Annotated in this window: 25 protein-coding genes and 1 tRNA gene; 11 read left to right on the top strand and 15 right to left on the bottom strand. The window is 69.7% G+C overall.

What is annotated here, in order from left to right; genetic code table 11:
- From VGD44_RS20595 to VGD44_RS20585, 3 genes are all read right to left on the bottom strand, one after another.
- On the bottom strand, positions 1-419 hold a 419-nt coding region (locus VGD44_RS20595), incomplete at its 3' end, for a YkgJ family cysteine cluster protein (protein ID WP_331090255.1).
- Between the two features lie 32 nt (positions 420-451).
- Positions 452-625 (bottom strand): hypothetical protein, encoded by a 174-nt coding sequence (locus tag VGD44_RS20590; protein ID WP_331090254.1) that lies wholly within the window; start codon positions 623-625, stop codon positions 452-454.
- Positions 626-695: 70 nt separating this feature from the next.
- Positions 696-1436 carry a YwqG family protein gene (locus VGD44_RS20585; protein WP_331090253.1) on the bottom strand — a complete coding sequence of 247 codons (741 nt, stop codon included), beginning with the start codon at positions 1434-1436 and terminating at the stop codon, positions 696-698.
- A gap of 1010 nt (positions 1437-2446) precedes the next feature.
- On the opposite strand from VGD44_RS20585, the gene VGD44_RS20580 reads away from it, so the two are divergent.
- Positions 2447-3652, top strand: a complete 1206-nt coding sequence (locus VGD44_RS20580; RefSeq protein ID WP_331090252.1) for an acyl-CoA dehydrogenase family protein — start codon at positions 2447-2449, stop codon at positions 3650-3652.
- Here VGD44_RS20580 and VGD44_RS20575 read toward each other — a convergent pair.
- The gene (locus VGD44_RS20575) at positions 3649-4530 is read right to left on the bottom strand and encodes a DUF1206 domain-containing protein (protein WP_331090251.1); all 882 of its coding nucleotides are present in this window, start codon (positions 4528-4530) and stop codon (positions 3649-3651) included. The genes VGD44_RS20580 and VGD44_RS20575 overlap by 4 nt on opposite strands.
- A 117-nt stretch (positions 4531-4647) precedes the next feature.
- Between VGD44_RS20575 and VGD44_RS20570 the strand changes: the two genes are divergently transcribed.
- Both VGD44_RS20570 and VGD44_RS20565 read left to right on the top strand, forming a co-directional pair.
- Positions 4648-5670 carry an aspartyl/asparaginyl beta-hydroxylase domain-containing protein gene (locus VGD44_RS20570; protein WP_331090250.1) on the top strand — a complete coding sequence of 341 codons (1023 nt, stop codon included), beginning with the start codon at positions 4648-4650 and terminating at the stop codon, positions 5668-5670.
- A gap of 119 nt (positions 5671-5789) precedes the next feature.
- A complete protein-coding gene (locus tag VGD44_RS20565; RefSeq protein WP_331090249.1) occupies positions 5790-6005 on the top strand; it encodes a hypothetical protein in 216 nt (71 codons plus the stop codon).
- Here the strand turns inward: VGD44_RS20565 and VGD44_RS20560 are convergent.
- The 3 genes from VGD44_RS20560 to VGD44_RS20550 form a co-directional block, all read right to left on the bottom strand.
- On the bottom strand, positions 6002-7474 hold the full coding sequence (locus tag VGD44_RS20560; RefSeq protein ID WP_331090248.1) for an amidohydrolase family protein: 1473 nt from the start codon (positions 7472-7474) through the stop codon (positions 6002-6004). The genes VGD44_RS20565 and VGD44_RS20560 overlap by 4 nt on opposite strands.
- A 107-nt stretch (positions 7475-7581) precedes the next feature.
- Positions 7582-8757: a serine hydrolase gene (locus tag VGD44_RS20555; RefSeq protein ID WP_331090247.1), complete on the bottom strand. Its 1176-nt coding sequence runs from the start codon at positions 8755-8757 to the stop codon at positions 7582-7584.
- 54 nt (positions 8758-8811) lie between these two features.
- Complete coding sequence (locus VGD44_RS20550) at positions 8812-10110, bottom strand: tetratricopeptide repeat protein (RefSeq protein ID WP_331090246.1); 1299 nt, start codon at positions 10108-10110, stop codon at positions 8812-8814.
- A 144-nt stretch (positions 10111-10254) separates the two neighbouring features.
- Here VGD44_RS20550 and VGD44_RS20545 point away from each other — a divergent pair, with 144 nt between their 5' ends.
- Genes VGD44_RS20545 through VGD44_RS20530 form a run of 4 tightly spaced genes read left to right on the top strand, consistent with a single transcriptional unit; the run spans position 10255 to position 13452 of the window.
- Positions 10255-10917 carry a TetR/AcrR family transcriptional regulator gene (locus VGD44_RS20545; protein WP_331090245.1) on the top strand — a complete coding sequence of 221 codons (663 nt, stop codon included), beginning with the start codon at positions 10255-10257 and terminating at the stop codon, positions 10915-10917.
- A 37-nt stretch (positions 10918-10954) separates the two neighbouring features.
- The gene (locus VGD44_RS20540) at positions 10955-12076 is read left to right on the top strand and encodes an NAD(P)/FAD-dependent oxidoreductase (RefSeq protein WP_331090244.1); all 1122 of its coding nucleotides are present in this window, start codon (positions 10955-10957) and stop codon (positions 12074-12076) included.
- A 42-nt stretch (positions 12077-12118) separates the two neighbouring features.
- A complete protein-coding gene (locus VGD44_RS20535; RefSeq protein WP_331090243.1) occupies positions 12119-13069 on the top strand; it encodes an NAD(P)H-dependent flavin oxidoreductase in 951 nt (316 codons plus the stop codon).
- Positions 13069-13452, top strand: a complete 384-nt coding sequence (locus VGD44_RS20530; RefSeq protein ID WP_331090242.1) for a hypothetical protein — start codon at positions 13069-13071, stop codon at positions 13450-13452. The genes VGD44_RS20535 and VGD44_RS20530 overlap by 1 nt, the downstream gene beginning before the upstream one ends.
- On the opposite strand, the gene VGD44_RS20525 is transcribed toward VGD44_RS20530, so the two are convergent.
- The 4 genes from VGD44_RS20525 to VGD44_RS20510 are packed head-to-tail and all read right to left on the bottom strand — an operon-like array spanning position 13449 to position 17621.
- Positions 13449-13631 carry a hypothetical protein gene (locus VGD44_RS20525; RefSeq protein ID WP_331090241.1) on the bottom strand — a complete coding sequence of 61 codons (183 nt, stop codon included), beginning with the start codon at positions 13629-13631 and terminating at the stop codon, positions 13449-13451. The two genes, VGD44_RS20530 and VGD44_RS20525, sit on opposite strands and share 4 nt — an antisense overlap.
- A 35-nt stretch (positions 13632-13666) precedes the next feature.
- Positions 13667-14893 (bottom strand): PQQ-dependent sugar dehydrogenase, encoded by a 1227-nt coding sequence (locus tag VGD44_RS20520; RefSeq protein ID WP_331090240.1) that lies wholly within the window; start codon positions 14891-14893, stop codon positions 13667-13669.
- Between the two features lie 14 nt (positions 14894-14907).
- The gene (gene asnB, locus VGD44_RS20515) at positions 14908-16593 is read right to left on the bottom strand and encodes an asparagine synthase (glutamine-hydrolyzing) (protein WP_331090239.1); all 1686 of its coding nucleotides are present in this window, start codon (positions 16591-16593) and stop codon (positions 14908-14910) included.
- Complete coding sequence (locus VGD44_RS20510) at positions 16593-17621, bottom strand: glycosyltransferase (protein ID WP_331090238.1); 1029 nt, start codon at positions 17619-17621, stop codon at positions 16593-16595. The genes asnB and VGD44_RS20510 overlap by 1 nt, the downstream gene beginning before the upstream one ends.
- Before the next feature lie 102 nt (positions 17622-17723).
- Here VGD44_RS20510 and VGD44_RS20505 point away from each other — a divergent pair.
- Together VGD44_RS20505 and VGD44_RS20500 are read left to right on the top strand one after the other, a co-directional pair.
- Positions 17724-17800, top strand: a tRNA-Met gene (locus VGD44_RS20505).
- A 127-nt stretch (positions 17801-17927) separates the two neighbouring features.
- Entirely contained in the window at positions 17928-18140 is a 213-nt protein-coding gene (locus tag VGD44_RS20500) for a hypothetical protein (RefSeq protein ID WP_331090237.1), read from the top strand.
- Here the strand turns inward: VGD44_RS20500 and VGD44_RS20495 are convergent.
- Both VGD44_RS20495 and VGD44_RS20490 read right to left on the bottom strand, forming a co-directional pair.
- Positions 18137-18361: a hypothetical protein gene (locus VGD44_RS20495; RefSeq protein ID WP_331090236.1), complete on the bottom strand. Its 225-nt coding sequence runs from the start codon at positions 18359-18361 to the stop codon at positions 18137-18139. The two genes, VGD44_RS20500 and VGD44_RS20495, sit on opposite strands and share 4 nt — an antisense overlap.
- 130 nt (positions 18362-18491) lie before the next feature.
- Complete coding sequence (locus tag VGD44_RS20490) at positions 18492-19250, bottom strand: outer membrane beta-barrel protein (RefSeq protein ID WP_331090235.1); 759 nt, start codon at positions 19248-19250, stop codon at positions 18492-18494.
- A gap of 292 nt (positions 19251-19542) precedes the next feature.
- Between VGD44_RS20490 and VGD44_RS20485 the strand changes: the two genes are divergently transcribed.
- Positions 19543-19728 (top strand): hypothetical protein, encoded by a 186-nt coding sequence (locus VGD44_RS20485; RefSeq protein ID WP_331090234.1) that lies wholly within the window; start codon positions 19543-19545, stop codon positions 19726-19728.
- An 8-nt stretch (positions 19729-19736) separates the two neighbouring features.
- Here VGD44_RS20485 and VGD44_RS20480 read toward each other — a convergent pair whose 3' ends face one another.
- Positions 19737-20360, bottom strand: a complete 624-nt coding sequence (locus VGD44_RS20480) for a class I SAM-dependent methyltransferase (RefSeq protein WP_331090233.1) — start codon at positions 20358-20360, stop codon at positions 19737-19739.
- 17 nt (positions 20361-20377) lie between these two features.
- A complete protein-coding gene (locus VGD44_RS20475; protein ID WP_331090232.1) occupies positions 20378-21421 on the bottom strand; it encodes a DUF2125 domain-containing protein in 1044 nt (347 codons plus the stop codon).
- A 34-nt stretch (positions 21422-21455) separates the two neighbouring features.
- On the opposite strand from VGD44_RS20475, the gene VGD44_RS20470 reads away from it, so the two are divergent.
- Positions 21456-21992, top strand: a complete 537-nt coding sequence (locus VGD44_RS20470) for a gamma-glutamylcyclotransferase (protein WP_331090231.1) — start codon at positions 21456-21458, stop codon at positions 21990-21992.
- Positions 21993-22503 lie beyond the last annotated feature (511 nt).

Below are 22503 nucleotides of genomic sequence, written 5' to 3'. Positions count from 1 at the left end.
ACCTCTCCCAGATCCAGCTCCTCGCGCGGCGTGATCAGCCAGGTGCGGCGGCCGGCCATCGCCAGCACGAGCTTTCCCGTCCCCCAGGTAACGGCGGCCCGGCCTTTCAGCGCCGCGTACATCGGATTGCGCCGCCAGGCCTGTGGGTTGGCGGGATCGCAGCGGGCGACGAGCCACTGGCCGTCCGCGTCCTGGTCCAGCATCACCTTCGTCTGGTCGGGCCGGAACCTGTGCGGCATCTCCGGATCCATCAGCCACACGCACTCGAAGCTGCGGCACGCGTGCGGGCGATCGGCGTAGATCGAGCACCCGCCGCCGCGCGCGAGGTGCACGCATGCCGCCCCCGCTGCCTTCTCCAGCGCCGCCACGGGCAGAACCTTGCAGCACATCGTACAGGGGCCGCAGGACTTGGGGCGCATGCGGCCAGCCTAGCCGCTGGGCGCGGAGCCGCCTATCGCGGCTCGTCACGGCCCGAGAGGATAGGCGAGGGGACCCGCGAGCGGGCCGGCCGCCAGCTACGAACCCGGTCGTCGTGCGCGACAGTCGGTCGGCGGGCCTCTTCCGGCCCCTGCGGGTCAGACGTCGGCACGAAGCAGCGGCGGTCGATGGCGGCGATGGACGACATGGGCGACCCTTTCGGCCAGCCGTATGCGCTGCGTCGCGCCAATCGCAAAGTTAAGCCTGCGTAAGGGTGATCAGTAGCTTTGCGAGAGCGTGACCGTGCGCGAAAAGTCGCCGACCTTGGCGTCCTGCTCTCGAATGAAGACGTAGAGGCGCCCACCGTCGCCCCAGTTCATCTTCAGCGCGGGATCGGAGTCGATCTGGAGCAGTAGGCGCCATGCCTTCGACGCGCGCAGGATCGCAGGCGTGATGTCGGTTCCATCATGCGCAGGCGGCAGGCCGCGCCGGAGAAGTTCGCACGCCACAGCCATCTGCCCGTCCTGAATCTCCGACGGGTAGCCACCGATCCGATGCTGGACCTCGTCGCCGAATGGCTTATCCGGCAACTCCGCGAGCTCACCCAGTTCGTCTTCGCTGAGATCGACCTCAGTCAGATCGACGCCTAGCCAGTCGAGGCTGGGCAACGACGTGTAGCGCTCGAAGCCCACACGTCGCTCCGGAAACCGTAGGTCGTGCGTCCGCGGCGGACGTGCTTCGCTCGCCGGCTCGGAATGGAAGCGAGCCTGGACCTGATCAGCGAAGCCGTACCCTTCAAGGTCGACGAAGACGTAGAGGAGGCCGGCGTCTGGCAGCCAGTCGTGAAGTTCGTGCGCCTGGAGCACCGCAAGGTCGACTTGGGCGAGAAATGCACACGGACGGCCGCGGAGCTCCGGCCAGGCTATCTCCCGCGACAGATCTGGGTCGCCTCCAAGCTTCGACAATCCAGCGGCCGATGCGGGAACGAGCAACAAGGTCTGTCGAGCCAACCTGCGCATGCGCCCGCGCAGCCGAGACGCATCGCTTGATGGTTTTGCCGTCCGTCGCCGCGTGCGAGCGCTGATGGCATCCCCCATCCATGTCGCAGTGAGCAGCGCCCCCACAGCCATCGGAATGACTATGAGGGCGCCTAGAGCGAACAGTCCGAGTTCCCGGACGACATAGGTAGCGTATGTCACTTGCGCCGGGGTTCTGTCTGGGAGTCCACAGCCGTGGCGACACCAGTCGGACCCCAAACGTGTGCCCGCTTGGCCCAGTCTGGCGATCCGCGCCAGTACCGCTGGACCGGCCCATACTGCGGTAAGCCCCTATAGGGACCATGGATGCGCATATGGTCCGGAGTGTCCCGTGTCGCCGTAATGTTTGCTGGATGGTTCTTGACGACGTCGGGCACGAACTTTCCCCATCCGTTGCGGGGAATGATCCCGTGGTGTCCATGCTGGCCGGGCTGCAGCATACCCTTCCGGCCCATCCACTTGCGCGTCGCATTCCAAGTGTGCGAGCCGGCCTTGCCTAACCCTTTGGCCCCCGCCTTCACGGCGTAACCGCCAGGCGCAAGGTCCGAGATCGCTAAGCCAGTATTCACGACCGCGCCGACAACGTCGCCTTCATAGGCATCCGCGACAGCTTCGCGGGCTGATCCCCATACCGGGACCAAAGACTCCGCCAGTCCGGGGTGCTTCCGATACCAAGCCTCCTCCTGTTTTGCGTTGTAGGCCTTCTGCTTCTTGGCCATGTCCTCATAGGGATGTTTGAGATCGTCTGGAACCGAGCGCGGTTGATCGCCTCGGGCATATGAGCCTGAGCCTGGCAATTCTCTCTCCAATGGTCGTGTCACCGCTGAAAGGGCGGCCGGAGTCCAATCAGCTTCGCAGAGTCTCACAGCTCAGCTTTGATGTCAAGAACAAAACATGAACAATCCGCTTCTTCGAAACCCCTTCCCCCACGTGAATCTTGGCGCCGTCGCGGCAGCATCCATAAGCTGTTGGGGACATTTGGAGTTCTCGCCATGGCCGACTTCGGCGCCGACATCGACCTCGAGGCCTTCCGCAAGGAGGCGCGTGAGTGGCTGGAGGACAACTTCCCGGCCTCGCTGAAGGGCAAGTCCGCGCTGGGCAGCGCCGAGGTTCGCTCGGCCGACCCGGACCTCGTGAAGTGGCGCAAGGCCATGGGCGAGAAGGGCTGGGGCACGCCCACCTGGCCGAAGGAATACGGCGGCGGCGGGCTGACCCCGCAGCAGGCGCGGATCCTGACCCAGGAGATGAGCAAGGTCGGCGCGTTCAACCCGCTGATGTTCGGGATGGGCGTGACCATGATCGGCCCCACGATCATGGACTACGGCACCGAGGCGCAGAAGAAGCAGCACCTGCCGCCGATCGTGAAGGGCGAGGTGCAGTGGTGCGTGGGCTATTCCGAGCCCAACGCCGGCTCGGATCTGGCCAGCTTGCAGACGAAGGCGGAGGACGCCGGCGACAAGTGGGTCTTCAACGGCCAGAAGACGTGGACGAGCGGGGCGCAATACTCCGACTGGTGCGGGCTGCTGGCGCGGACCGATCCGTCGGCCAAGAAGCACGACGGCATCAGCTTCTTCCTGGTGAACATGAAGCAGCCGGGGATCGAGACGCGGCCGATCGGCCTGATCTCGGGGGCCTCGCCGTTCTGCGAGACCTTCCTGACCGACGCCGAGGCGCCGAAGGATGCGCTGCTCGGGCAGCTCAACGTGGGCTGGACTGTGGGCAAGCGGCTCCTGCAGCACGAGCGGGCGAGCCAGACCGGCGCGTCCACCGGCGGGCGGGTGAAGGCGCTGAACGAGATCGCCAAGGACTACATCGGCCTGGACGACCGGGGCCGGCTGGCCGATCCGGACTTCCGCGCCCGCCTCGTGAAGCACGAGATGGACGCCAAGGCCCACGGCCTGACCCTGGCGCGCGCCATGGCCGAGGCAAAGGGCAATAACAGCCCGGGCAACGCGCCGTCAGTGCTGAAGAATTCCGCCACCTGGGTCGCCCAGACCCGCGCCGAACTCACCCTGGAACTGATGGGCAGCCAGGGCCTGGGCTGGGAAGGCGAGAGCTTCGACGAGCAGGAGATCGAGGCGGTGCGCGCCTGGCTCTGGGGCAAGGCGATGTCGATCTACGGCGGCAGCCAGGAGATCCAGTTCAACATCGTCTCCAAGCGCATCCTGAACCTGCCCGACACGACGCAGAGCGCCTAGGGCTGGGGCACGCGCATACGTCTGAGCCAGCCCTCGACAATGGCGAAGGCCCCGAAGGCGAGCAGTCCCAGCGCAGTGAGCGCCAGCACCGACTCGCCGAACGGGCCGCGTCCCAGCAGGTTGAGCGCGCCCTCAAGGCCCTTCGCGTCGGACGCCCGCGCGGTGAAGCCCGCGCTCGCCAACAGGACGCCCACGGGCGCCAGCGCCACGCCCCGGGCCGCATAGCCAAAGCGTGCGAGCCCGCCCAACCACGAGCGGGTCTCGCGCTCGCAATCGAGGCCGCGGCCGAAGTGATCGGCGAAAGCGCGGATGAAGCTGCCCACACCGGCGCCCAACACAAACAAACCAACGCTGATCACCAGGAGCCCGCCAAGCGGGAGCTCCAGCGCCTTGGCCACGGCCTCCCGGGTGGCGGCCTGGTCGTCGGCCTCGCCCAGGTCCGCAATGGCGTCGATGAGGCCGAAGACGGCGACGGCGAGGCCGGCGTAGGTGACGCCGCTGATCGCCTGCCCGGCGCGACAGGCGAGGGCGCGCGGCGATGCCCCGAGCCGGTCGGCGTCGAACAGCGATTGCAGCGCCCGCCAGCCCGCGAAGCCGTAGAGTCCCAGGCCGACGAGCCACAGCAGCGCCAGGCCGGCGGGCCAGCGGCCCCATGCCTCCATCGCTCCGATGGCGCCCTCGGCGCGCGGCCAAAGGTCGAGGGCAGCCAGCAGTGCGATGGCCCCGATGCTGAGATAGACGACGCCCCTGGCCAGGTAGCCGGCGCGGGCCGCGGCCTCGAGGAGGGCAGTCCAGGGCGCATGCGCGAAGCGCCGGCGCAGCCGATCTATCGGTGGGCTAAGTCCCAGCGCAGCCATGACGTCGCCCAACGCGGCCACCGGCAGCGCGTTCCGCCCCGCTCGTCGCGAGGTTGCGGCCGCTGGTCGTGAAGGCTGCGGCAGGCGGTCCGAACGCATGCACGATCGGTGCGTCCAGTGTCCCGGGAGTGTCCGAGCGTGCTTGCAGTCGACGAACGGCGGATCGCAGCCCTGATCGCCGCCATCGATCCCGGCGCGTTCCGGTCGCTGCTGGAGCTCGCCCATCGCCACGAGCAGGCGGGCGAGCCGCGGGCGGCGGCGGCCACCTACCGCACGGCCCTGCAGAGCATCCCGCGCATGCTGTCGCCGGCGGCGCGGCCGCTCCTGGAGCACGCCAAGGCGCAGGTCGACGCCAACGACGACGCCCTGAAGGCCTACCTGGCCGAGCGCCTGGCGGGACTGCGCAAACGGCACGGCAACGCCCGCCTCGACCGGGCGGACAAGGCGGTGGACATCCTGACGCGTAAGCGCCGCGTGTTCCGGCCGCAGCCCAGCTTCATGTACGTGCCCGAGCTGCCGGCCATCGAGTTCTACGACCGCGCCGCCTTCCCCTGGCTCGACGCCCTGGAGGCGGCGACCGCCGACATCCGCGCCGAGCTGGTCCAGGTGCTGGCCGACGGGCCGGCGGTGCTGGAGCCCTACGTTTCGGTCGACGGGATCCCGCAGGAGCGCTGGCGCGAGCTCAACAACTCTCGCCGCTGGGGCGTCTTCTATCTGTGGAAGGCCGGCGAGGCGGTGGCCGAGAACCTGGCGCGCTGCCCGAAGACGGCGCAGGCGCTGGAAGGTTGGCCGCAGTGCCGGCTGGAGGGTACCGGCCCCACGGCGGTGTTCTCGATCCTGGACGCGAAGACCCGCATCCCGCCCCATGTGGGCGTGAACAACGCCCGGCTGATCGTCCACCTGCCGCTGATCGTGCCGCCAGGCTGCGGCTTCCGGGTGGGGGCCGAGACGCGGCAATGGCGGCCGGGCGAGGCCTTCGTCTTCGACGACACCATCGAGCACGAGGCCTGGAACGACAGCGACCAGCCCCGCGCGGTGCTGATCCTCGACGTCTGGAACCCGGCGCTCTCGGAGCCGGAGCGCGAGATGATCACCGCGCTCACCGCCGGCGTCGGCGACTTCTACGGCGAGCTGCCAGCTTATGCGCGCGGGGCCGCCTAGCTCCTGCACGCGACCTGAACCGCGCCTAAACGCCGACCTCAGGCGTCCCTCACCTGCGACCCGCTAGCCTCTGGCCACGATCCGCGATCCTGCGGACGGTTTGAGGACGAGAGACGATCATGGCCAGCGCGGCCATCAAGTGGATGCTTCTGGACCATGCCGCCGAGCGGCCGGTGCAGGTGGGCGACGTGGTGTCGGTGGAAGCCGGCGGGATGCCGATCTTCCGCGTGGTGGGCCTGGCCGGGACAAAGGCGTGGCTCGACGACGAGATGGGCCGCGTGCGCCGGCTGACGTCGCTTGAGAGCTTCCGCTGGCGGGGCGCTGGCGCGGCTTAGGGCCCGCCGCCGCTGGCCCGCAGCAGGTTCACGAACTGGCGCCGGGTCTGCGGGCCGTAGGTCGCGAAAGAGGGGTTGGGCCGCTCGGCGTACTCGGCCTTTTCCCGCGCCACCACATCGCTCTCGACGTACTGGCGAACCGTCTTCGCATCCAGGCCGTAGGGCTTCACGGCGTTGAGCCCAAAGACCTTGGCGCGCAATTGCGGCGTCATCTTCGGATAGCCGTGCTTCGCCTGTAGTTCGTCCGAGATCTGGAAGGTCCGGAACGCCTGGATCTGGTCCTGCGGCGAGCCGTACCAGATCGAATCGGTGCCCCAGAGCACGTTGTCCTGGCCGACATGCTTGAACAGCTTGCCCAGCATGTGGGCGGCGCTGGTCGGGTCGCGCATCGACGCGAAGCGCCAGGTGGAGCCGAGCTCGGCGTAGACGTTCTCGTTCGGCCCGACTCCGGCTTCCTGCAGAGAGGTCACCAGCGCGTCGACGCCATCGGTGCGCTTCGGGTCGTAGGCGCCTTCCGCGCGGCCGACCACGTAGCCCGAGTGGTAGATCAGGAAGTTCATGTCGGGGAACCGCTTGGCGATCGGCCCGATGTCCTTGCAGGTGGAGTGCTCGTAGCTCTTCGGCCCGAACGGCAGGCCCTTGTGGATCGCGATGTTGCGGACCCCGAGCTTGCGGGCCTTCTCGACGAACTTGATCCCCACGTCGTCGGTCATCCAGAAGCCGTCACCGCTCGGACCCCACTGGGTATAGGTCTTGAAGGCGGTGACCCCGAAGCCCTTCAGCCGCTCCATGTCCTCCACGTCGCCGGGCTGGTTCGGGTTGACCCGGGCGTGCAGCAGGAGCCGCTTGGAGCCCTCCATCTTGTCGACGATGGCGCGGGTGGCGGCGGCCTCCTCGATGGTCAGTGGCTCGCCCTCGCGGGTGGAGGGGACGAACGACAGCACCATGATGTCGGTGTCGGAGTCCAGGAACACGTCCTTGATGAACTCCTGGCCGCTCAGGCAGCGAAGGTAGGCGCGGTCCTCGGGCCCCTTGGCGAGTTCGCACTGCGCCTTCTCGAACATGGAGAGGGGCTTGGCGCCCGCCGGCACCGTCTTCAGCCAGGCCCCGGTCGGGTTCACGAAGTGGCCCTGGACGTCGAAGATGAACTCGCGCTTGCCGAGTTCCGCCTTGGCGAGTTGCGGCTCGAGCGCCGCCTCCGCGGAGACCTCGAAATAGCCCCCACTGTGACCAGCGGCGGCGTGCGCGGCGTTGAAGGCCGCCAGGGTCGAGGCCGCGCCGCAGGCGCTGGTGAGGAACGTGCGCCGGGGGACGTTCAGCCGCCTGGCGAACCCGTCCGCGCGCTCCGAGGCCAGGTGGTTGGCGAAGTGCTCGCTGTCGGCGAGCGGGATCGGGACGAACTCCCCGTTCGAGGTGGCGTCCAGCTTGATCGGCAGCCGCCGTCCGTGGGGGTCGAGGTCGTCGTGCATGACGTGAGCTCCCGTGGCGTGGCGAAAGGGTGTGCGATCCCCCTTCGGTTGTCATCCCCCCGCTTGTCATCCCGGTCTTCGCCTGGCGGCGAAACCGGGATGACAAGCTAGGGGGTCGCCTTCGCCGCCTCGTATGCCGCCTTGATGAAGGCGTTCCGCGCCGCGCTCAGGTCGCGTCCGGTCGCCCTCGGCCAGGCGGCGTTGGTGACGATGATGATGCGGTCGTCGCGGAAGGTGGTGATCGACTGGCCGAAGATGCCGCGGGCCTCGTAGGCGCCGCTATCCGGCATCCACCAGAAGTAGCCGTAGCCGCGCTCGCGGGTCCCGCTGGTGATCTGCGGCGTGGTGGCCTCGGTGGTCCAGCCGGGCGGCAGGACCTGCTTCCTGCCGGCCTTGCCGCCGTCGAGGATGAACTGGCCGATGCGGCCGTAGTCGCGGAGCGTCACCGACAGGCAGCAGCCGCCGCGCTCGTGGCCGCCCAGGTCGGTCATCCAGATGGCGTCGCGCTCCATGCCGTAGGGCTTCCACAGCTTCTCGGAGGCGTAGCGTGCGAGGCTCTTGCCCGTGGCCTTGGAGACGAGGATCCCGACCAGGTCGGTCTCGCCGGTGTTGTAGTTGAACTTCGACCCCGGGGCGTTCTCGCGCGGCAGGCGGCGCATGTAGCTGACCATCGGGTTGACGCCTGGCTCGGCGTAGGCGGGGCCGCCGGCCTGGGCGACGTCGGACTTCGGGTCGGTGTAGTCCTCGTTCCACTTCACGCCCGAGCTCATCATCAGGAGCTGGCGCACGGTGACCCCGTCGTAGCCGGTGCCCTTGAGTTCAGGGATGTAGTCGGTGACGGGCGACGACAGGCTCTTGATCGACCCGTCCTGGATGGCGGCGCCGACCAGGGTCGATGTGACGGACTTGGCGACCGAGAACGAGGTCCAGCGGTCCTCGGGCTTGCGGCCCAGGCCGTACTTCTCAAGCACGATCTTGCCGTCCTTCAGCACCAAGATGCCCGAGACGTTGTAGGCGGCCATGTAGCTGTCGACGCTCCAGTCCTTGCCCTCGTGCGTCCAGGCCGGCGCGATCTCCCGGGCGGCCTTCGGGAGTGGGTGGACCTTGCCGCCGCGCTTCACGGTCTCGACCTTGAAGACGGTCTCGATCGACCGGTACCAGTCGGCCTGCTGCTGCGGCGTCCAGTTCAGGATCATCGGTGTGGTTGGCTTCAGCGCCACCTGGGCGGAGGCCGCCCCGCCAAACGCCAGCGCCGCCGCCAGCCCGAACACCATTGCACGCATGCCCAAAGCCTCCCCGATCTGGCCGGGGAGGCTAAGGGCGTTGGTTGGCGGAAGCTAGGCCGCCAGCGCGCGGGCGTATTCGGGGAGCGGGATCGCGCCCTCGCGCTCGGCCAGCAAGGCCTTCTCCAGCCGCACGTCACCTGAGCGGCGGGCGGCGGCGATCAGCGTCAGGTCCAGCACGTCGCGCTGGGCGTGGCTGCCGCCGAAGCGGTGGGTCTTGCTGCGTACGCCGCGCAGCAGCTCGACGGCCTTGGCGTAGGCGCCGTCGCCGAACGCGTGGATCGCCTGGATGGCCGGCAGGCCGGCCTCGCGCACGAAGTAGGCGTTGTCGCCGGGACCCTGAAGCGCGGCGGCCTGGGTCTCCAGGAGAGCGCGCGCCTGGTCCGAACGGCCGGCGCCCACGAAGGCCAGCATGGCGTGGGTGTCGACGAACGCTGACTGTCCCCGCGGCTCGCGGGCGAAGTTATCGGCCAGGCGGCCGAAGCGGTCGCCCACATCGACACCCAGCAGCTGGAGCCGCCACAGCATGGCCGCGGCGTCGACCATGTCGAAGGCGAAGGTCGTGCCCTCGCCGTAGATCGGGCCGTCGTACAGCTTCAGCACCTCGTCGGTCTCGCCCAGGCCCAGGTGGAAGAGGGCGGTGTGCCACCAGTTATGGACGCCCAGCTGCGCCTCGGGCTGCCAGGCAGAATTCTCGTGGCGCATCCAGCGGATGCCGTCGGCGTTGCGGCCCTGCATGACCATCACGTGGGCGACGGCGTGCTGGCCCCAGTTGTTGGTCGGCTCCAGCTCCACCGCCTCGCGGCCGGCCGCCTCGGCGCGGTCGTAGAGGCCAGTCTCCTCCAGGCCGAACGCCAGGAGGCCCTGGATCGCGTGCCAATCGGGCCGGCCGCGCGACCACGAAGGCAGGACGCGGGCGATCCGGTCGCGCAGCATCCGCGAGTCGCCCAGCAGGAAGTCCAGGGTCTGGCCGGCCTGCAGCGCCAGCACGTCGTGGGGATGGGCGAGCGCCACGTCCTCCATGATGCGCGCCGCCGCGCGGACCTCGCCCGCCAGCAGGCTGCCGATGGCGGCCACGTGGCCCGCCTCGCGGCTGTTCATCGGCAGGTCCTTGGCGATCTGGAACGCCGCGACGCCCATCGCCGCCACTTCCGTGTTGGCCGCGATCAGGGTCATCCAGGCCTTGAGCACGTGGGCCATGACGAAACGCGGGCTGTCGGCCAGCGCCTCTTCCAGCGGCGTGAAGCTGTCGCCCGCGTAGCAGTGGAAGCGTTCGCGCGCCGTCTGGTACAGTTCGGCGGCCCGGGCGCTCGCGCCCGTCATTTCCAGGCCATGGTGGTCCTTCACCGTCATCTCGATCTCCTAAGGTCTTGGGGCGGCGAGGGGTAAAGTGTCGGGCGGTCGCGCTCTAGCGGTCGCGCGGTCGGATTGGTGGTGGTCGAGTTTCGGTAGCGTTCTGAATATCTTGGGCTGAATTCGGACGGAGGCGGAAGGCGGATGTCGGACGGCGGCGCGCCAAAAACTGTACCCGCGGTACAGTCCGAGCCGCGCACGAAGGGCGCGCGGACCCGCGAGCGGATCCTCGAGCTTGCCTACGAGAGCGTGATCCGCAAGGGCTTCGCGTCCACTTCCATCGAGGAGCTGGTCGAGGCGGCGGGCATCACCAAGAGCGGCTTCTTCTACCATTTCAAGGACAAGACCGACCTCGCCCGGCAGCTCATCGAGTCCTACACCCAGCGCAACGCGACGTTCCTGGACACGCTGGCGCGGCGGGCGCGCGAGCTGTCCGACGACCCGCTGCACAGCTTCCTGGTGTTCCTGAAGCTCTACGCCGAGGAGATGGAGGAGATGACCGTCGGCCACCCCGGCTGCATGGTCGCCACCGTTACCTTCCAGGACCAGTCGTGGGACCGCGGCGTGCGCCAGCTGGTGATCGACCAGGTGACCGACTGGCGCGGAACGTTCCTGGACTGGCTGGAGGAGATCGCCGCGGTCTATCCCCCCAAGGGCAAGGCCAGCCTGGACGACCTGGCCGACGCGATCCTGGCGTTCACCTACGGGGGCATGACCATCGCCCGCGCCCTGGGCGACGCCAAGACCATCAGCCGCCAGACCATGATGTTCCGCGAGACGGTGCGGCTGCATTTCCTGGGCGCCTGAGGTTCCCAAGAGCGGCGGCGAACGCTAACCGGGGGTCATGGCCGAGTTCGATTTCGATGCGGTGGTCGTGGGGGCGGGCGCCGTGGGGTTGGCCTGCGGCTATGCGCTGGCGCGGCGCGGGCTTGTCGTCGCAGTGCTGGAGCAGGACGAGGCGATCGGCCAGGGCGTCTCGTCGCGCAACTCCGAGGTCATCCACGGCGGGCTCTACTATCCGACCGGCTCCTTGAAGGCGCGGCTGTGCGTCGAAGGCCGGCGGATGCTCTACGCCTTCTGCGACGCCCACCACGTGGAGTTCGACCGCTGCGGCAAGCTGGTGGTCGCCGGTCCGGGCGACGAGGGCCGGCTGGAGGAGATCCTCGAGCAGGCCCACGCCAACGACGTCGAGGGCATGGAGCAGCTGACCAAGGCCCAGGCCCTGGCGCTGGAGCCCGAGCTCGCCTGCGACGGCGCGCTGCTCAGCCCCGAGAGCGGGGTGTTCGAGAGCCACGCCTACATGCTGGCCCTGCAGGGCGAGATCGAGGCGGCCGGCGGGGCGGTGGTGCTGGCCACCCCGTTCGCGGGCGCGACGCCCCTGGATGGCGGCGGCTTCCAGGTCGCGGCCGGCGGCGCGGAGCCCACGACCTTGACCTGCCGCTACCTGGTCACGGCCCCCGGACTGTCGGCGCAGGCGGTGGCGGCGGACATCGAGGGGTTCCCGGCGGCGCAGATCCCGAAGGGCCACTTCGGCAAGGGCGTCTACTTCCGGCTGACCGGCAAGGCGCCGTTTCAGCGGCTGATCTACCCGCCGCCGATCCCGGGCGCGCTCGGCACCCACTACCGCCGCGACCTGGGCGGGCAGGGCGTGTTCGGGCCCGACCTCAGCTTCGTGGACGCGCCGGACTACTCGGTCGACCCGGCCAAGGCCGACGAGTTCTACCGCTACATCCGCAAGTTCTGGCCGGGCCTGCCGGACGGCGCGCTCAGCCCCGATTACGCCGGCGTGCGGCCCAAGCTGCATGGGCCGGGCGAGCCGCAACCGGACTTCCGGATCGACGGCGCCGACGTGCATGGACTGCCGGGGCTGGTGGCGCTGTTCGGCATCGAGAGCCCGGGGCTGACGTCTTCGCTGGCGATCGGGGAAGAGGTGGCGAAGCGGCTGGGGCTCCAAACGAGCGTTTGAATTTCGCTTCCGACGCCGCATAGTCACCAACGGAGGACGCCCATGAAGAACCGCATCACCGAGCTGCTCGGCGTGAAGTACCCGATCGTGCAGGCGCCGATGGGCTGGATCGCGCGGTCGCAACTGGCGAGCGCCGTGTCGAACGCGGGCGGTCTGGGTATCATTGAGACGTCGTCCGGGCGCCTCGACGAGGTGCGCGAGGAGGTGAAGAAGATGAAGACCCTCACGGACAAGCCGTGGGGGATCAACGTGGCGCAGGCGTTCGTGCGCGACCCCGACATCGTGAGCTTCGTGGCCGACCAGGGCGTGAAGTTCGTCACCACTTCGGCGGGCGACCCCAACCGCTACTGCGAGGCGCTGAAGGGCAAGGGGCTGACGGTGTTCCACGTGGTGCCGTCGCTGGCGGCGGCCGAGAAGGCGATCGCGGCGGGGGTCGACGGGCTGGTGGTGGAGGGCGGCGAGGGCGGCGGCTTCAAGAACTCGCGGGAAGTCGCCACGATGGTGCTGCTACCGCTGGTGGCCTCGAAGACCACGTTGCCGATCATCGCTGCGGGCGGGATCACCGACGGGCGCACCATGGCCGCGGCCTTCGCGCTGGGGGCCGAGGGCGTGCAGATGGGCACCCGCATGGTCTCGGCGGCCGAGAGCCCGGTGCACCAGAACTGGAAGGACATGATCGTGAACGCCAAGGAGACGGACACCGTCTTCCTGAACCGCCACGGCCCCGGCCCGGCGCTGCGTGCGCTGCGCACCGAGAAGACCACGAAGTTCGAACTGGAGCCGCCAGCCAACATCATGGCCGAGTTCGGCAATGCGTTGGACCTCTACTTCGGCGGCGACATGGAGGCGGCGATCGCGCTGTCGGGCCAGGTGGCCGGGCGCATCGACAGCGTGAAGCCGGTGGCCCAGATCATCCGCGAGACGGTGGAGGAGTTCGAGGCGGTGACGGCCGACCTCGGCAAGCGGTACGGCCGCGTCGGCGAGCCGGCCTGATGCCGGGCGCAGGCGGCGCGGCGAAGGTCTTTGCAGGCCTCACCGCCGTCGTGATCCTGTTCCAGCTGGCGCTGGCCGCTGGAGCGCCGTGGGGCGCCTACGCCATGGGTGGCGCGTTCCCGGGGACCTATCCGCCGGCGATGCGGGTCGCTGCGGTCGTGCAGGCCGCGATCCTGGCCGGCGTGGCGGCGATCGTGCTGGCGCGCGGCGGCGTCGCGTTCCCAACGTGGCGGCCGCGCCTGCTGGCGTGGGCCGTGGTCGCGTTGCTGGCGGTGGGCGTGGTCCTGAACCTGATCACGCCCAGCGGCATGGAGCGGCTGATCTGGGCGCCGGTGGCGGCCCTGCTGTTCCTCTGCGGCCTGCGGGTCGCGCTGAGCCGCTAGGCTTCGGGCGCTTCGCCTTCCCAGACCACGTGGCCGTCCTCGTCGTCGCGGATGACAGCGGCCTCGGCGCGACCCGCGAACAGGGCGCCCTTGGCATGGTCGATCGCGGCGTGTTCGTCGCGGCTCCACGGCACGTTGTGGGTTCTGCCGCCTTCGAGCTTGAACTCGATGTGCAACATGATGCCGGCATCATACGCCTGTCGGCGCGGTTGCGCTAATTCGCCAGCGCCGCCTTCGGCGCCACGCGCAGCACCCGGCCGCGGTCGTTGTCGGTGGTGACGTAGAGCGCGCCGTCGGGGCCGACGACCACGTCGCGCAGGCGCTCGCCGACCTCGGTCAGCAGGCGCTCCTCGCCTACCACCTTGTCGCCGTTCAGGGTCAGGCGGGCGAGGTGTTTGGCGCCCAGGCCCGTGACGAAGAGGCTGCCCTTCCAGGCGGGCGCGGCGTCGGCGTCGTAGAAGGCCATGCCGCCGGGCGCGATCACGGGATCCCAGTAGTAGACGGGCTGCTCCATGCCGGCCTTCTGGGTGGCGCCCTCGCCGACCGGGCCTCCGGCGTATTCGATCCCGTAGGTGATCGTCGGCCAGCCGTAGTCCTTGCCCTTGCGCACGATGTTCAGCTCGTCGCCGCCGCGCGCGCCGTGCTCGACCTCCCAGAGCTCGCCGGTCTTGGGGTTGAGCGCCGCGCCCAGGATGTTGCGGTGGCCGATGGAGAAGATCTCCGGCTTCACGCCCGGCTTGCCGACGAACGGGTTGTCGCTGGGGATCGAGCCGTCGGCGTTGATGCGCACCACCTTGCCCAGCGTGCCGTCCATGCGCTGGGCCTGCCTGCGGCCCTCCGTGATCGAGCGCTCGCCGCCGGTGATGAAGAGGGCGCCGTCGCGGCCGAAGACCAGCCGGCCGCCGTAGTGCTTGGTGGAGGCCAGCGACGGGGTCTGGCGGTAGATGACCTGGACGCCCTCGAGCCGCGGCGGGCCGGCGCCCAGCACCAGCTTGCCGCGCGCGACGGCGGCGTGGTTGGTCCCGTCGCCCTTGGCCTCGGCGTAGGCGAGGTAGACGAGGCCGTTCTCGGCGAACTTCGGGTCCAGCGCGAGGCCCAGCAGGCCGCCCTGATCGCGGGCGTCGACGGCCGGTACGCCGGTGATGGGCTCGGACAGCTTGCCGCCCTTGAAGAGGCGCAGGCGGCCGGGCCGCTCGGTGATCAGGAGGCCGCCATCCGGGAGGAACGCGAGGCCCCAGGGCTTGGAGAGGCCGGTGACGTAGTCGCTGACCTCGTACGCGACGTTCGCCTTCATCTCCGGCGCACGGGTCTGGCCGACGAAGGCGGGCTTCTGGCCCCTGCCGTTCGGCGCGCGGCCCTCGACGGAGCCGTCGGTCGGTTGCGCCTGGTCCTGGCAGGCTGCCAGGAGGGTGGCCGCGGCCGCCAGCATCAGCGTCTTCATGGGCCTCCTCGTCTTCAGGTTCTCAGCAGAGCGGCGAGCGCGTCGTTCGGTTGCGCGCCTTCGAGATGGATCAGCGCCCACACGGCGAAGACCAGCAACGGCCAGCGGCCGCCGTCGACGCCCATCCGCCGGGCGGCGTCGGGGACGAGGCGGCGCACGGCCTCGACCTTGCCGAGGTTGCGGGCGAGGTCGGCGGCGCGGGGCGCGATCCAGGCCTCGACCGGCACCGTGAAGCCCTGCTTCTTCGCCCACGGCTCGGCGGCCGGGCACACCCGCTCCAGCCATTTGCGCAGCAGCCACTTGCCGTAGCCGCCCCGCACCTTGAACCGGTCGGCCAGCGGCCAGGCGAAGGCGGCGACCTCGGGGTCGAGGAACGGCGTGCGGCCCTCCAGCCCGTGGGCCATCAGGCAGCGGTCCAGCTTGAGCAGCAGGTCGGCGGGCAGCCAGGTGGTGACGTCGGCCCACTGCGCTTCCTGCAGGCGGGTGAGCCCGGGCGGAGGACGCGCCGCCTCGCGCCACGCGGCCAACACCTCTGGCCTTGCACCCCGCGGCTCGGCTGGCCGCCCGCCGAGCAAGGCGGGCCGCAGGGCGCGGCGGTAGCGGCCGTAGCCGCCGAACAGCTCGTCGCCGCCTTCGCCCGTCAGCACGACGGTGAGCGTGCCTTTGGCCGCCTCGGCGAGCTTGTAGGTGGGCAGCGTGGCGTAGTCGGCGGTCGGGTCGTCCAGCGCCCAGGCGACCTGCGGCAGGACCCGCCAGAAGTCGGCCTCGCCGAAGTTGGTCTCGCGCCAGTCGAGGTCCAGCGCCCGGGCGACCTTCTCGGCTGCCGCCCGCTCGTCCTTCGCGCCCGGCGCGTCGAAGCCGCAGGTGAAGGCGGTCACCGGCCGCTCGTTGAGCCGCGCCATCAGGGTGGCGATCGCCGCGGAGTCGATGCCGCCGGAAAGGAACAGGCCGTAGGGGACGTCGGAGCGCTGGTGGACCCGGACGGAGTCTTCGAGCACGGCGTCGAGCTTCTTAAGCAGCGCCGCTTCGTTGTCGCCAGGCGAGGCGCGGTCCCGTGGGAGCGGCGCGCTTCGATGCTGGCTCACAATCCGGCCGTTCCGCACCTCGACCACCTCGCCGGGCGCGAGCCGGCGGAGGCCCTGGAACAGCGTGCGCTCGTTCAGCACGTAGTTGAGGTCGAGGAGTTCGCGGGCAGCGCCCTCGTCCAGCACCTTCTGCATCATGCCCGCGGCGAAGAAGGCGCGCGGCTCGGAGGCGAAGGCGAGGCCGCCCCTGTGCTCCATGATGTAGAGCGGCTTGATCCCGAACGGGTCGCGGGCCAGCCAGGCGCGGCCGTCGGCGCCGAGCAGGCACAGGGCGTACATGCCGCGCAGGCGTCGGAAGGCGGCGTCCCCCTCGCGGGCGTAGAGATGCAGCAGGGGCTCGAAGTCGGAGCCGGTGGCGAGCACGTCGCCGAGGCCGTGCTCGGCGGCCAGCTCGACGAAGTTGTAGATCTCGCCATTGCCGATGACCGTGCCGCCCGCGGCGTGCAGCGGCTGCCAGCCACCCTCCAGGTCGATGATCGACAGCCGTGCGTGGGCCAGGGCCGCTCCGGCCGCCTGCTCGAGGCGCACCCCGTCCGGACCCCGGTGGCCCAGGGCGCGGATCATCGGCTCGGCGGTGGTCTCCTCACCCCCGAGCACCCCGGCAATGCCGCACATCAGGAGACCCCAAACTCGGCGAAGAGCGTCTTCCACTGGGCGACGACCGCGGCCTCGGAGAACTCGGCCTCGACGCGCCGGGCTCCGGCGGCGATGACGTCCTGGCGCAGCCCGTCGTCGGCGAGCAGGCGTTGGACGCCCGCGGCCAGGGCGTCGGCGTCATCGATGGGGACGAGCAGGCCGTCCTTGCCGTCCTGGATCAGCGCCTTCGGCCCCTGGCTCTCGGCGGCGACCACCGGAAGCCCATGCGCCCAGGCCTGGATCACCACATTGCCCAGCGGCTCATATCGCGACGGGAACACGCAGAGGTCGGCGGTCCGGTAGAGCGCCGAGGCGTCGGTGCGCCAGCCGAGGAAGCGGACGCGGTCGGACACGCCCAGCGCCTCGGCCATGCCCTTGAGCTTGGCCTCCAGGGCTCCTACGCCCGCGATCCAGAGGAAGGCGTCCGGCAGCTTTGTGAGCGCCTGCAGGCTCACGTCGTGCGCCTTGGCCTCATGCAGGCGACCCATGGCGAGCAGCAGCGGGACGTCGTCAGGCGTGGCGAGGCTGGCGCGGGGCACCGGCGCGCCCTGGGGCGGCGCGGCGGCGAAGTTGGGAATGCAGGTGACGCGGCCGGCGGGCCAGCCCTGGCCCACGATCCACTCGGCGATGTCCTCGGTGTTGGCCACCAGGTGGTCGAAGTTCTTGTAGTACTTGAGGCTGTAGTACCCGCCGAGCCGGCCGATCCGCGCCCAGGGCCCCCGCGGCGTGTGCCGCGCGGCCCGGTTCATCCAGGCGAGCGCCACCTTGGTTTGCTGGAGCGCGGCGAAGCCGGCGGCCCCGGTCCTCGTCAGGATGTCGATCGGGCCACCGAACCGCAGCACCTTCACCGGAACCCCGGCGGCCTTCAGCTGCGCTTCGCGGTTCGCGTTGCCGCGCATCGCGGCGGCTTCCGGCACGCCCGCGCGCTTCAACGCCTTCACGAGGTCGACGAAGTAGGTCTCCGCGCCGCCTTCGCCGGCCGTTCCCAGGAGGTGCAGGACGCTCATCGCGGGTGCGACCCTAGCGCTTGAATTGGCTGCGCCCAAGCGCTTGAAGCGGAGGCCATTGGCCCCTATAAACCGCGCCTCGCGCGACGAGCGCCCTGGCTTGGCTGGGTAGCTCAGCTGGTTAGAGCGGTGGATTCATAACCCACAGGTCGGCGGTTCGAGCCCGCCCCCCGCCACCAGGGCGCCGTCGCGCGAATATCCTTAACACCGTAATGTTCCCTAGGGACGTCGCCGTAGGGGATCGTCCCAAATGGCGGGCGGTCCTGGCTCTGGGCAAGTTCTCCCCAAGACCTGGGAGGCCTTCAGATGTCCGAGATGTCCGCTTTCGTCGCCCGCACGGCCTTCACGGCCGAGCCGATCTTCCTGGCGATCTCGCCCAGCGGCGAGCACGACTGGGTGCAGGATCCTTCGCGGGCGACGCCCTTCCCCTCCGTGCGCGAGGCCACCCGGCTGGCGATGCGGCTGCCGGCCCGGCTGCGCGCCTATGGCCTGCTGCGGCGCTGCGAGGGGCAGGCCTAGGCGGCGTTTCGTCGGTCTTCCGCGGGCTGCTCTTCGGCCGTCGTGTCGGGCGTGTTGATCGTGAGCAGCGCCTCGTAGCCCTGCTCCTCGGCCTTGTGCGCCGCCTTGCTGGCGGCGGCGACCGCGGCGTCGAGCGTCGAATAGGGGCCGAACTGCTTGCCGTTCAAGCCGACCCTCCAGACGCCGTTCAGGAAGTCGACTGTGTAGTTCACCTGCGGCATGGCGGGCCCTTTCCCCCACTGTCATCGGATCGTCGCTGATTCGAGGGCCGCTGCGAATCCCATGTTCGGTGAAAAAACGCCCCCGGGCGTGGGCCCGAGGGCGTTCCTTCAGATCAGGCGTCTGAACGGCTTAGCGGATCAGGCCGGCGCCGAACAGCTTGCTGGCCGAGCCCAGCGAGGCGCCCGACTGGTCGCGGTCCTTCAGCGTGCCGCCGAACGTGTAGCGGAAGCCGATACGGACGGTGTCGGCGTTGGCGCTCAGGTCGTCCGAGTCGGCGTGGTCGTAGCCGGCCACGACGCTGAACGGGGTGTCGGCGAACTGGTACTCGGCCTCGACGCCGGCGTTCCAGGTGTCGACGTTGGAGACGCCGGAGGCGTCCAGCGTGGCGTAGCCCAGCGACCCGGTCAGGCGGAAGTTCTCGGTGGCGAAGTAGCGGACCTCGCCGCGGACGGCCCAGATGTCGGCGTCGAACAGGTCGTCGACGTTGCCGTAGCCGGCCTGGCCGTAGAGGCTGGTCTGGCCGTTGATGTTGGCCTGGCCCTCGAGGCCGACGCCCCAGACGGTGATGTCGTCGCTGGTCTCGGCGCCGGCGAAGCCGCCGACGAGGCCGTTCCCGACCTTGGTGTTCAGGTGCAGGGTGGCGCCGGCCGAGGTGTCGTCGCCGTCGTAGTTGGTGATCGCGCCGTCGACCTGGGCGCCCAGCTTGCCGGCGTCGAACCGGACGGCGCCTTCGAGCTGGTAGGTGTCGAGGTCGGCGTCGAGGCCGGCGGCGTCCAGGTCGGTACGGCCGTAGTTGGCGCCGACATGGCCGACGGTTTGCGCGCTGGCGGCCACAGCCGACCCGAGGAAGGCCACGACGGCAGCCGCGGCGAAGAGGTTCTTTTTCATTGGAATCCCAAAAACTAACGAAGGGCGGCGCACCTAGTGACGCTCGCCGGCCGCCTCAAGGCCGAGCTCGCCGATGAACGGTTGTTGCACGACGGTGCGCCATTTGTGCAACGTTCATGTCGTCTCTCGGACGTAACTTGGTACGTCTTGCCAGAACGGCGTTTTTCGAAGGCGAAGTCCTCCGCCCCGATTTCGCGCCTCGGGCGAACTTCCGAAGCGTCTGGCACGCAGATTGTCTCGTAACGCGTTAGGTGAGCCGCAACGGCACACCGTTCGCCGAGGGAGAGACCTCATGACGCTTTCGGTTGTTGTCGCCCGTACGAACATCGACGGGATCGAGTACCTGGAAGAGGGCGCCCGCGCCGTCTGGACCCGGATGTCGGAGCGCGCCCAGCACTTCCCGACCGTGCGTGAAGCCACCCGCGTGGCGATGCGCCTGCCGAGCCGCCTGCGCGCCTACGCCCTGCCGATCCACTAGGGGCGTGGTTATCGGGGCGTCGCTTCGCCCCACTCGTTCCACCCCGCAAACCGCGGGGTGCGAGGCAGGTACATGCTTTCGTGCCGGCGCACGGTGAAGCCTGCGGCCTCGATGGCCGAGGTCACCGGACGCGTCAGATGGCAGCCGCCGGCGATGCGTTTCCAGACAGGCTCGATCCGCCTCTGCCACTTCGCCACGTCGGCGTCGGGCGAAAGGCCGTGTTCGCAGTACAGGAACCGTCCGCCTGGCTTCAGCACCCGGCGCGCCTCGCTGAGCGCCGCAGCCGGCGTGTGCACCGAGCAGAGCGTGAAGGTGCACACCACACAGTCGAAGCTCCCCGCCTCGAACGGCAGGGCCTCGGCGGTCCCGTCCTCCACGCGCACCGACAGCCGCGGATCGCGCGGCGCCGCCTCGGCGATGGCGCGCAGCTCGGGCGCCGGGTCGACGCCGGTCACGCTCTCGACCTTGCCCGGGTCGTAGAGGCCGAGGTTCAGCCCCATCCCGATCCCCAGCTCCAGCACGCGGCCCTCCGCGGCCGGCACGACCTTGGCGCGCTGCTTCATGATCGGCGGCGCGGCGCAGGCGCACTTCAGAAGGCGCGGCAGGACGAAGCGGTCGTATAGCGAGGCCATGGGGCACCATGGCGGGTCTAGCGCGGCTCGTACACCTTGGGCGCGGGCGCGATGGCCACCGGGCCGAGTGTGGTCTGCCCGGCTTCGAAGTTGAGGGTGGCGCGGGCGAGGTCGCCGTTCTCGCGGGCTTCGGCGACGGCGGCTGCGGCGGCGGCGCGGTCCTGCGGGATGGCGCCGGTCTCGCCCAGGGTGGCGAGGGCGCGCGGGGCCTGGCGCAGCGATACGTCCAGCACGCCCACTGCGCGGCCGTCGGAGCCCACGCCCAGCGAGCCCGAGTTCACGCCGACCAGGGCGTCGCCGGCCGTCAGTCCGCCGCGCTTCACGTCCATCCGCCCGCCGGCGCGGGCCCAGGCGCGCACCGCCGACGGCCAGTCCTCGCCGCGCAGGGCGCTGGCCCTGGAGAGCCGCCCGTCCCATTCGATGGAGATCGGCTTCTCCCCGGCGATGCGGCCCAAGAGGCCGGTGAGCCGGCCCTTGCCGTTCTTGACCGAGAGCCAGACACCCGCCTCGTCGCCCACTTCGCTCGGGGCCTGGCGCAGGTGGAACTCGACCCGTTCGGCGCCTTGCAGGCTGAAGGGCTGCGCCCCCGCTGCCGGCTGGAAGGCCAGGTCCACGCCCTCGAAGGAGATGTTGGGCGGCACGTTCTGGAGGTGACTGAGGCTTGCGCGGATCAGCTTGCCGCTGACTACGACGGGTCCGCCGACCGGCCGCGTGAAGGTCAGGCCCTGCGGGGCTGCGACCACCCAGTGCGTGGGTGCGTGCATGTACGCCTGGGCCTCGAGCACCGGCGCGTCCAGCGCCCAGCCGGAACGGTCGCGCACATGGGCTTCGGTGAGGGAGATGTTGAGGCGGAACGGGTAGCCGCCGATGCCGCGATCCCTCCAGCTGACCTCGTAGCCGGCCTTGCGCAGCGCCGCGACCGCGGTGTCCATGCGCGCGCGCGCCTCGCCGCGGGCCCAGAGCCAGCCGGCCGTCCAGCCCAGGATGGCGACGAGGAACAGGCCGAGCGCGAGATAGAGACGGATGCGGCTCGGTTTGCGGGGCGTGGACGGATCGGGCACAGACATTCGCACGTGTGAGAGTGAGCGGGGCGGGATGGCGTCGGAACGCTGGGTGTTCGGCTACGGTTCGCTGATGTGGCGGCCGGGGTTCCCGTTCGAGGAGCGTCGAGGCGCTACCTTACACGGCCGCCGGCGCGCCTTCTGCATCTATTCCGTGCACCATCGGGGCACTTACGAACGACCCGGCCTGGTGCTGGGCCTGGCGCCGGGCGGCGCGTGCCGCGGCATCGCCTATCACGTGGACGAGGCGGAGTGGGACGCGGTCTACGCCTACCTCCTGGAGCGCGAGCAGCCCACCGAGACCTACATCGAGGCGCGCAGGTTCGTGCGGCTGGACGACGGACGTCGCGTGGAGGCGCTGTGCTTCCTCTCCGACATCATGCACGCCCAGTGGGCGGGAACGCTCAGCATGGAGCGCCAGGCCGAGCTGATCGCCGGCGCGACCGGGCTCTCGGGCCGCAACGTCGACTATCTGCGAGACCTCGTGGAACACCTGCGCGAAATGCGGGTGCGCGACTCGGGGATGGAACGGCTGCTGCGGTTGGTGGAGCACCGGGAGGTCGGTGCCTGATGCGCCAGCACGCGCGTCGGCGCAACGACGGGAACCAGACTTTCCATACGTCCGCGAAGGGTGGAAAGGGGACACGAGGTGGTGCAGCTTGGCTTTGGCCCAGGTTGCCGCTTGGGCAGCGATGGGAGTCCAAAGTTGCGTCGTGTGATCGTGGTCTTTTCACTAATGGCGGCGACCGCGACGCCAGCGCTTGCCTGTGCGCCGATCAATTATGTGGATACGACAGCGACGGCTCGGGTGCGCACCCCGAGCGGCGTCTCTCGGTCAATCATCGTTGAGGCGAGTGGTGACCGCTTGCGTCTAGAGTACGCAAGTCGCCGCAGCCCAACTGGCCGTGTGGCGGTCGTCGGGATGGTCGATTCGACAGAGGTCTTTTGGTTTGCGCTTGGTCGTGGCGCCCCACCCGCTGCGCACAAGACTTCATGGGAATCGGTCCACGCCGCCATAGGTCTGCCACCACCGCGCACGCTGTGGGATCGATACGCGGCGGATTGGGCTCCAGCCCGTAAGT

This window comes from Phenylobacterium sp., from assembly GCF_036402295.1.
In the GTDB taxonomy this organism is placed as follows: domain Bacteria; phylum Pseudomonadota; class Alphaproteobacteria; order Caulobacterales; family Caulobacteraceae; genus Phenylobacterium.
The sequence above is the reverse complement of the archived record's forward strand: the minus strand, read 5'-3'. Positions and strand labels throughout refer to the sequence as shown.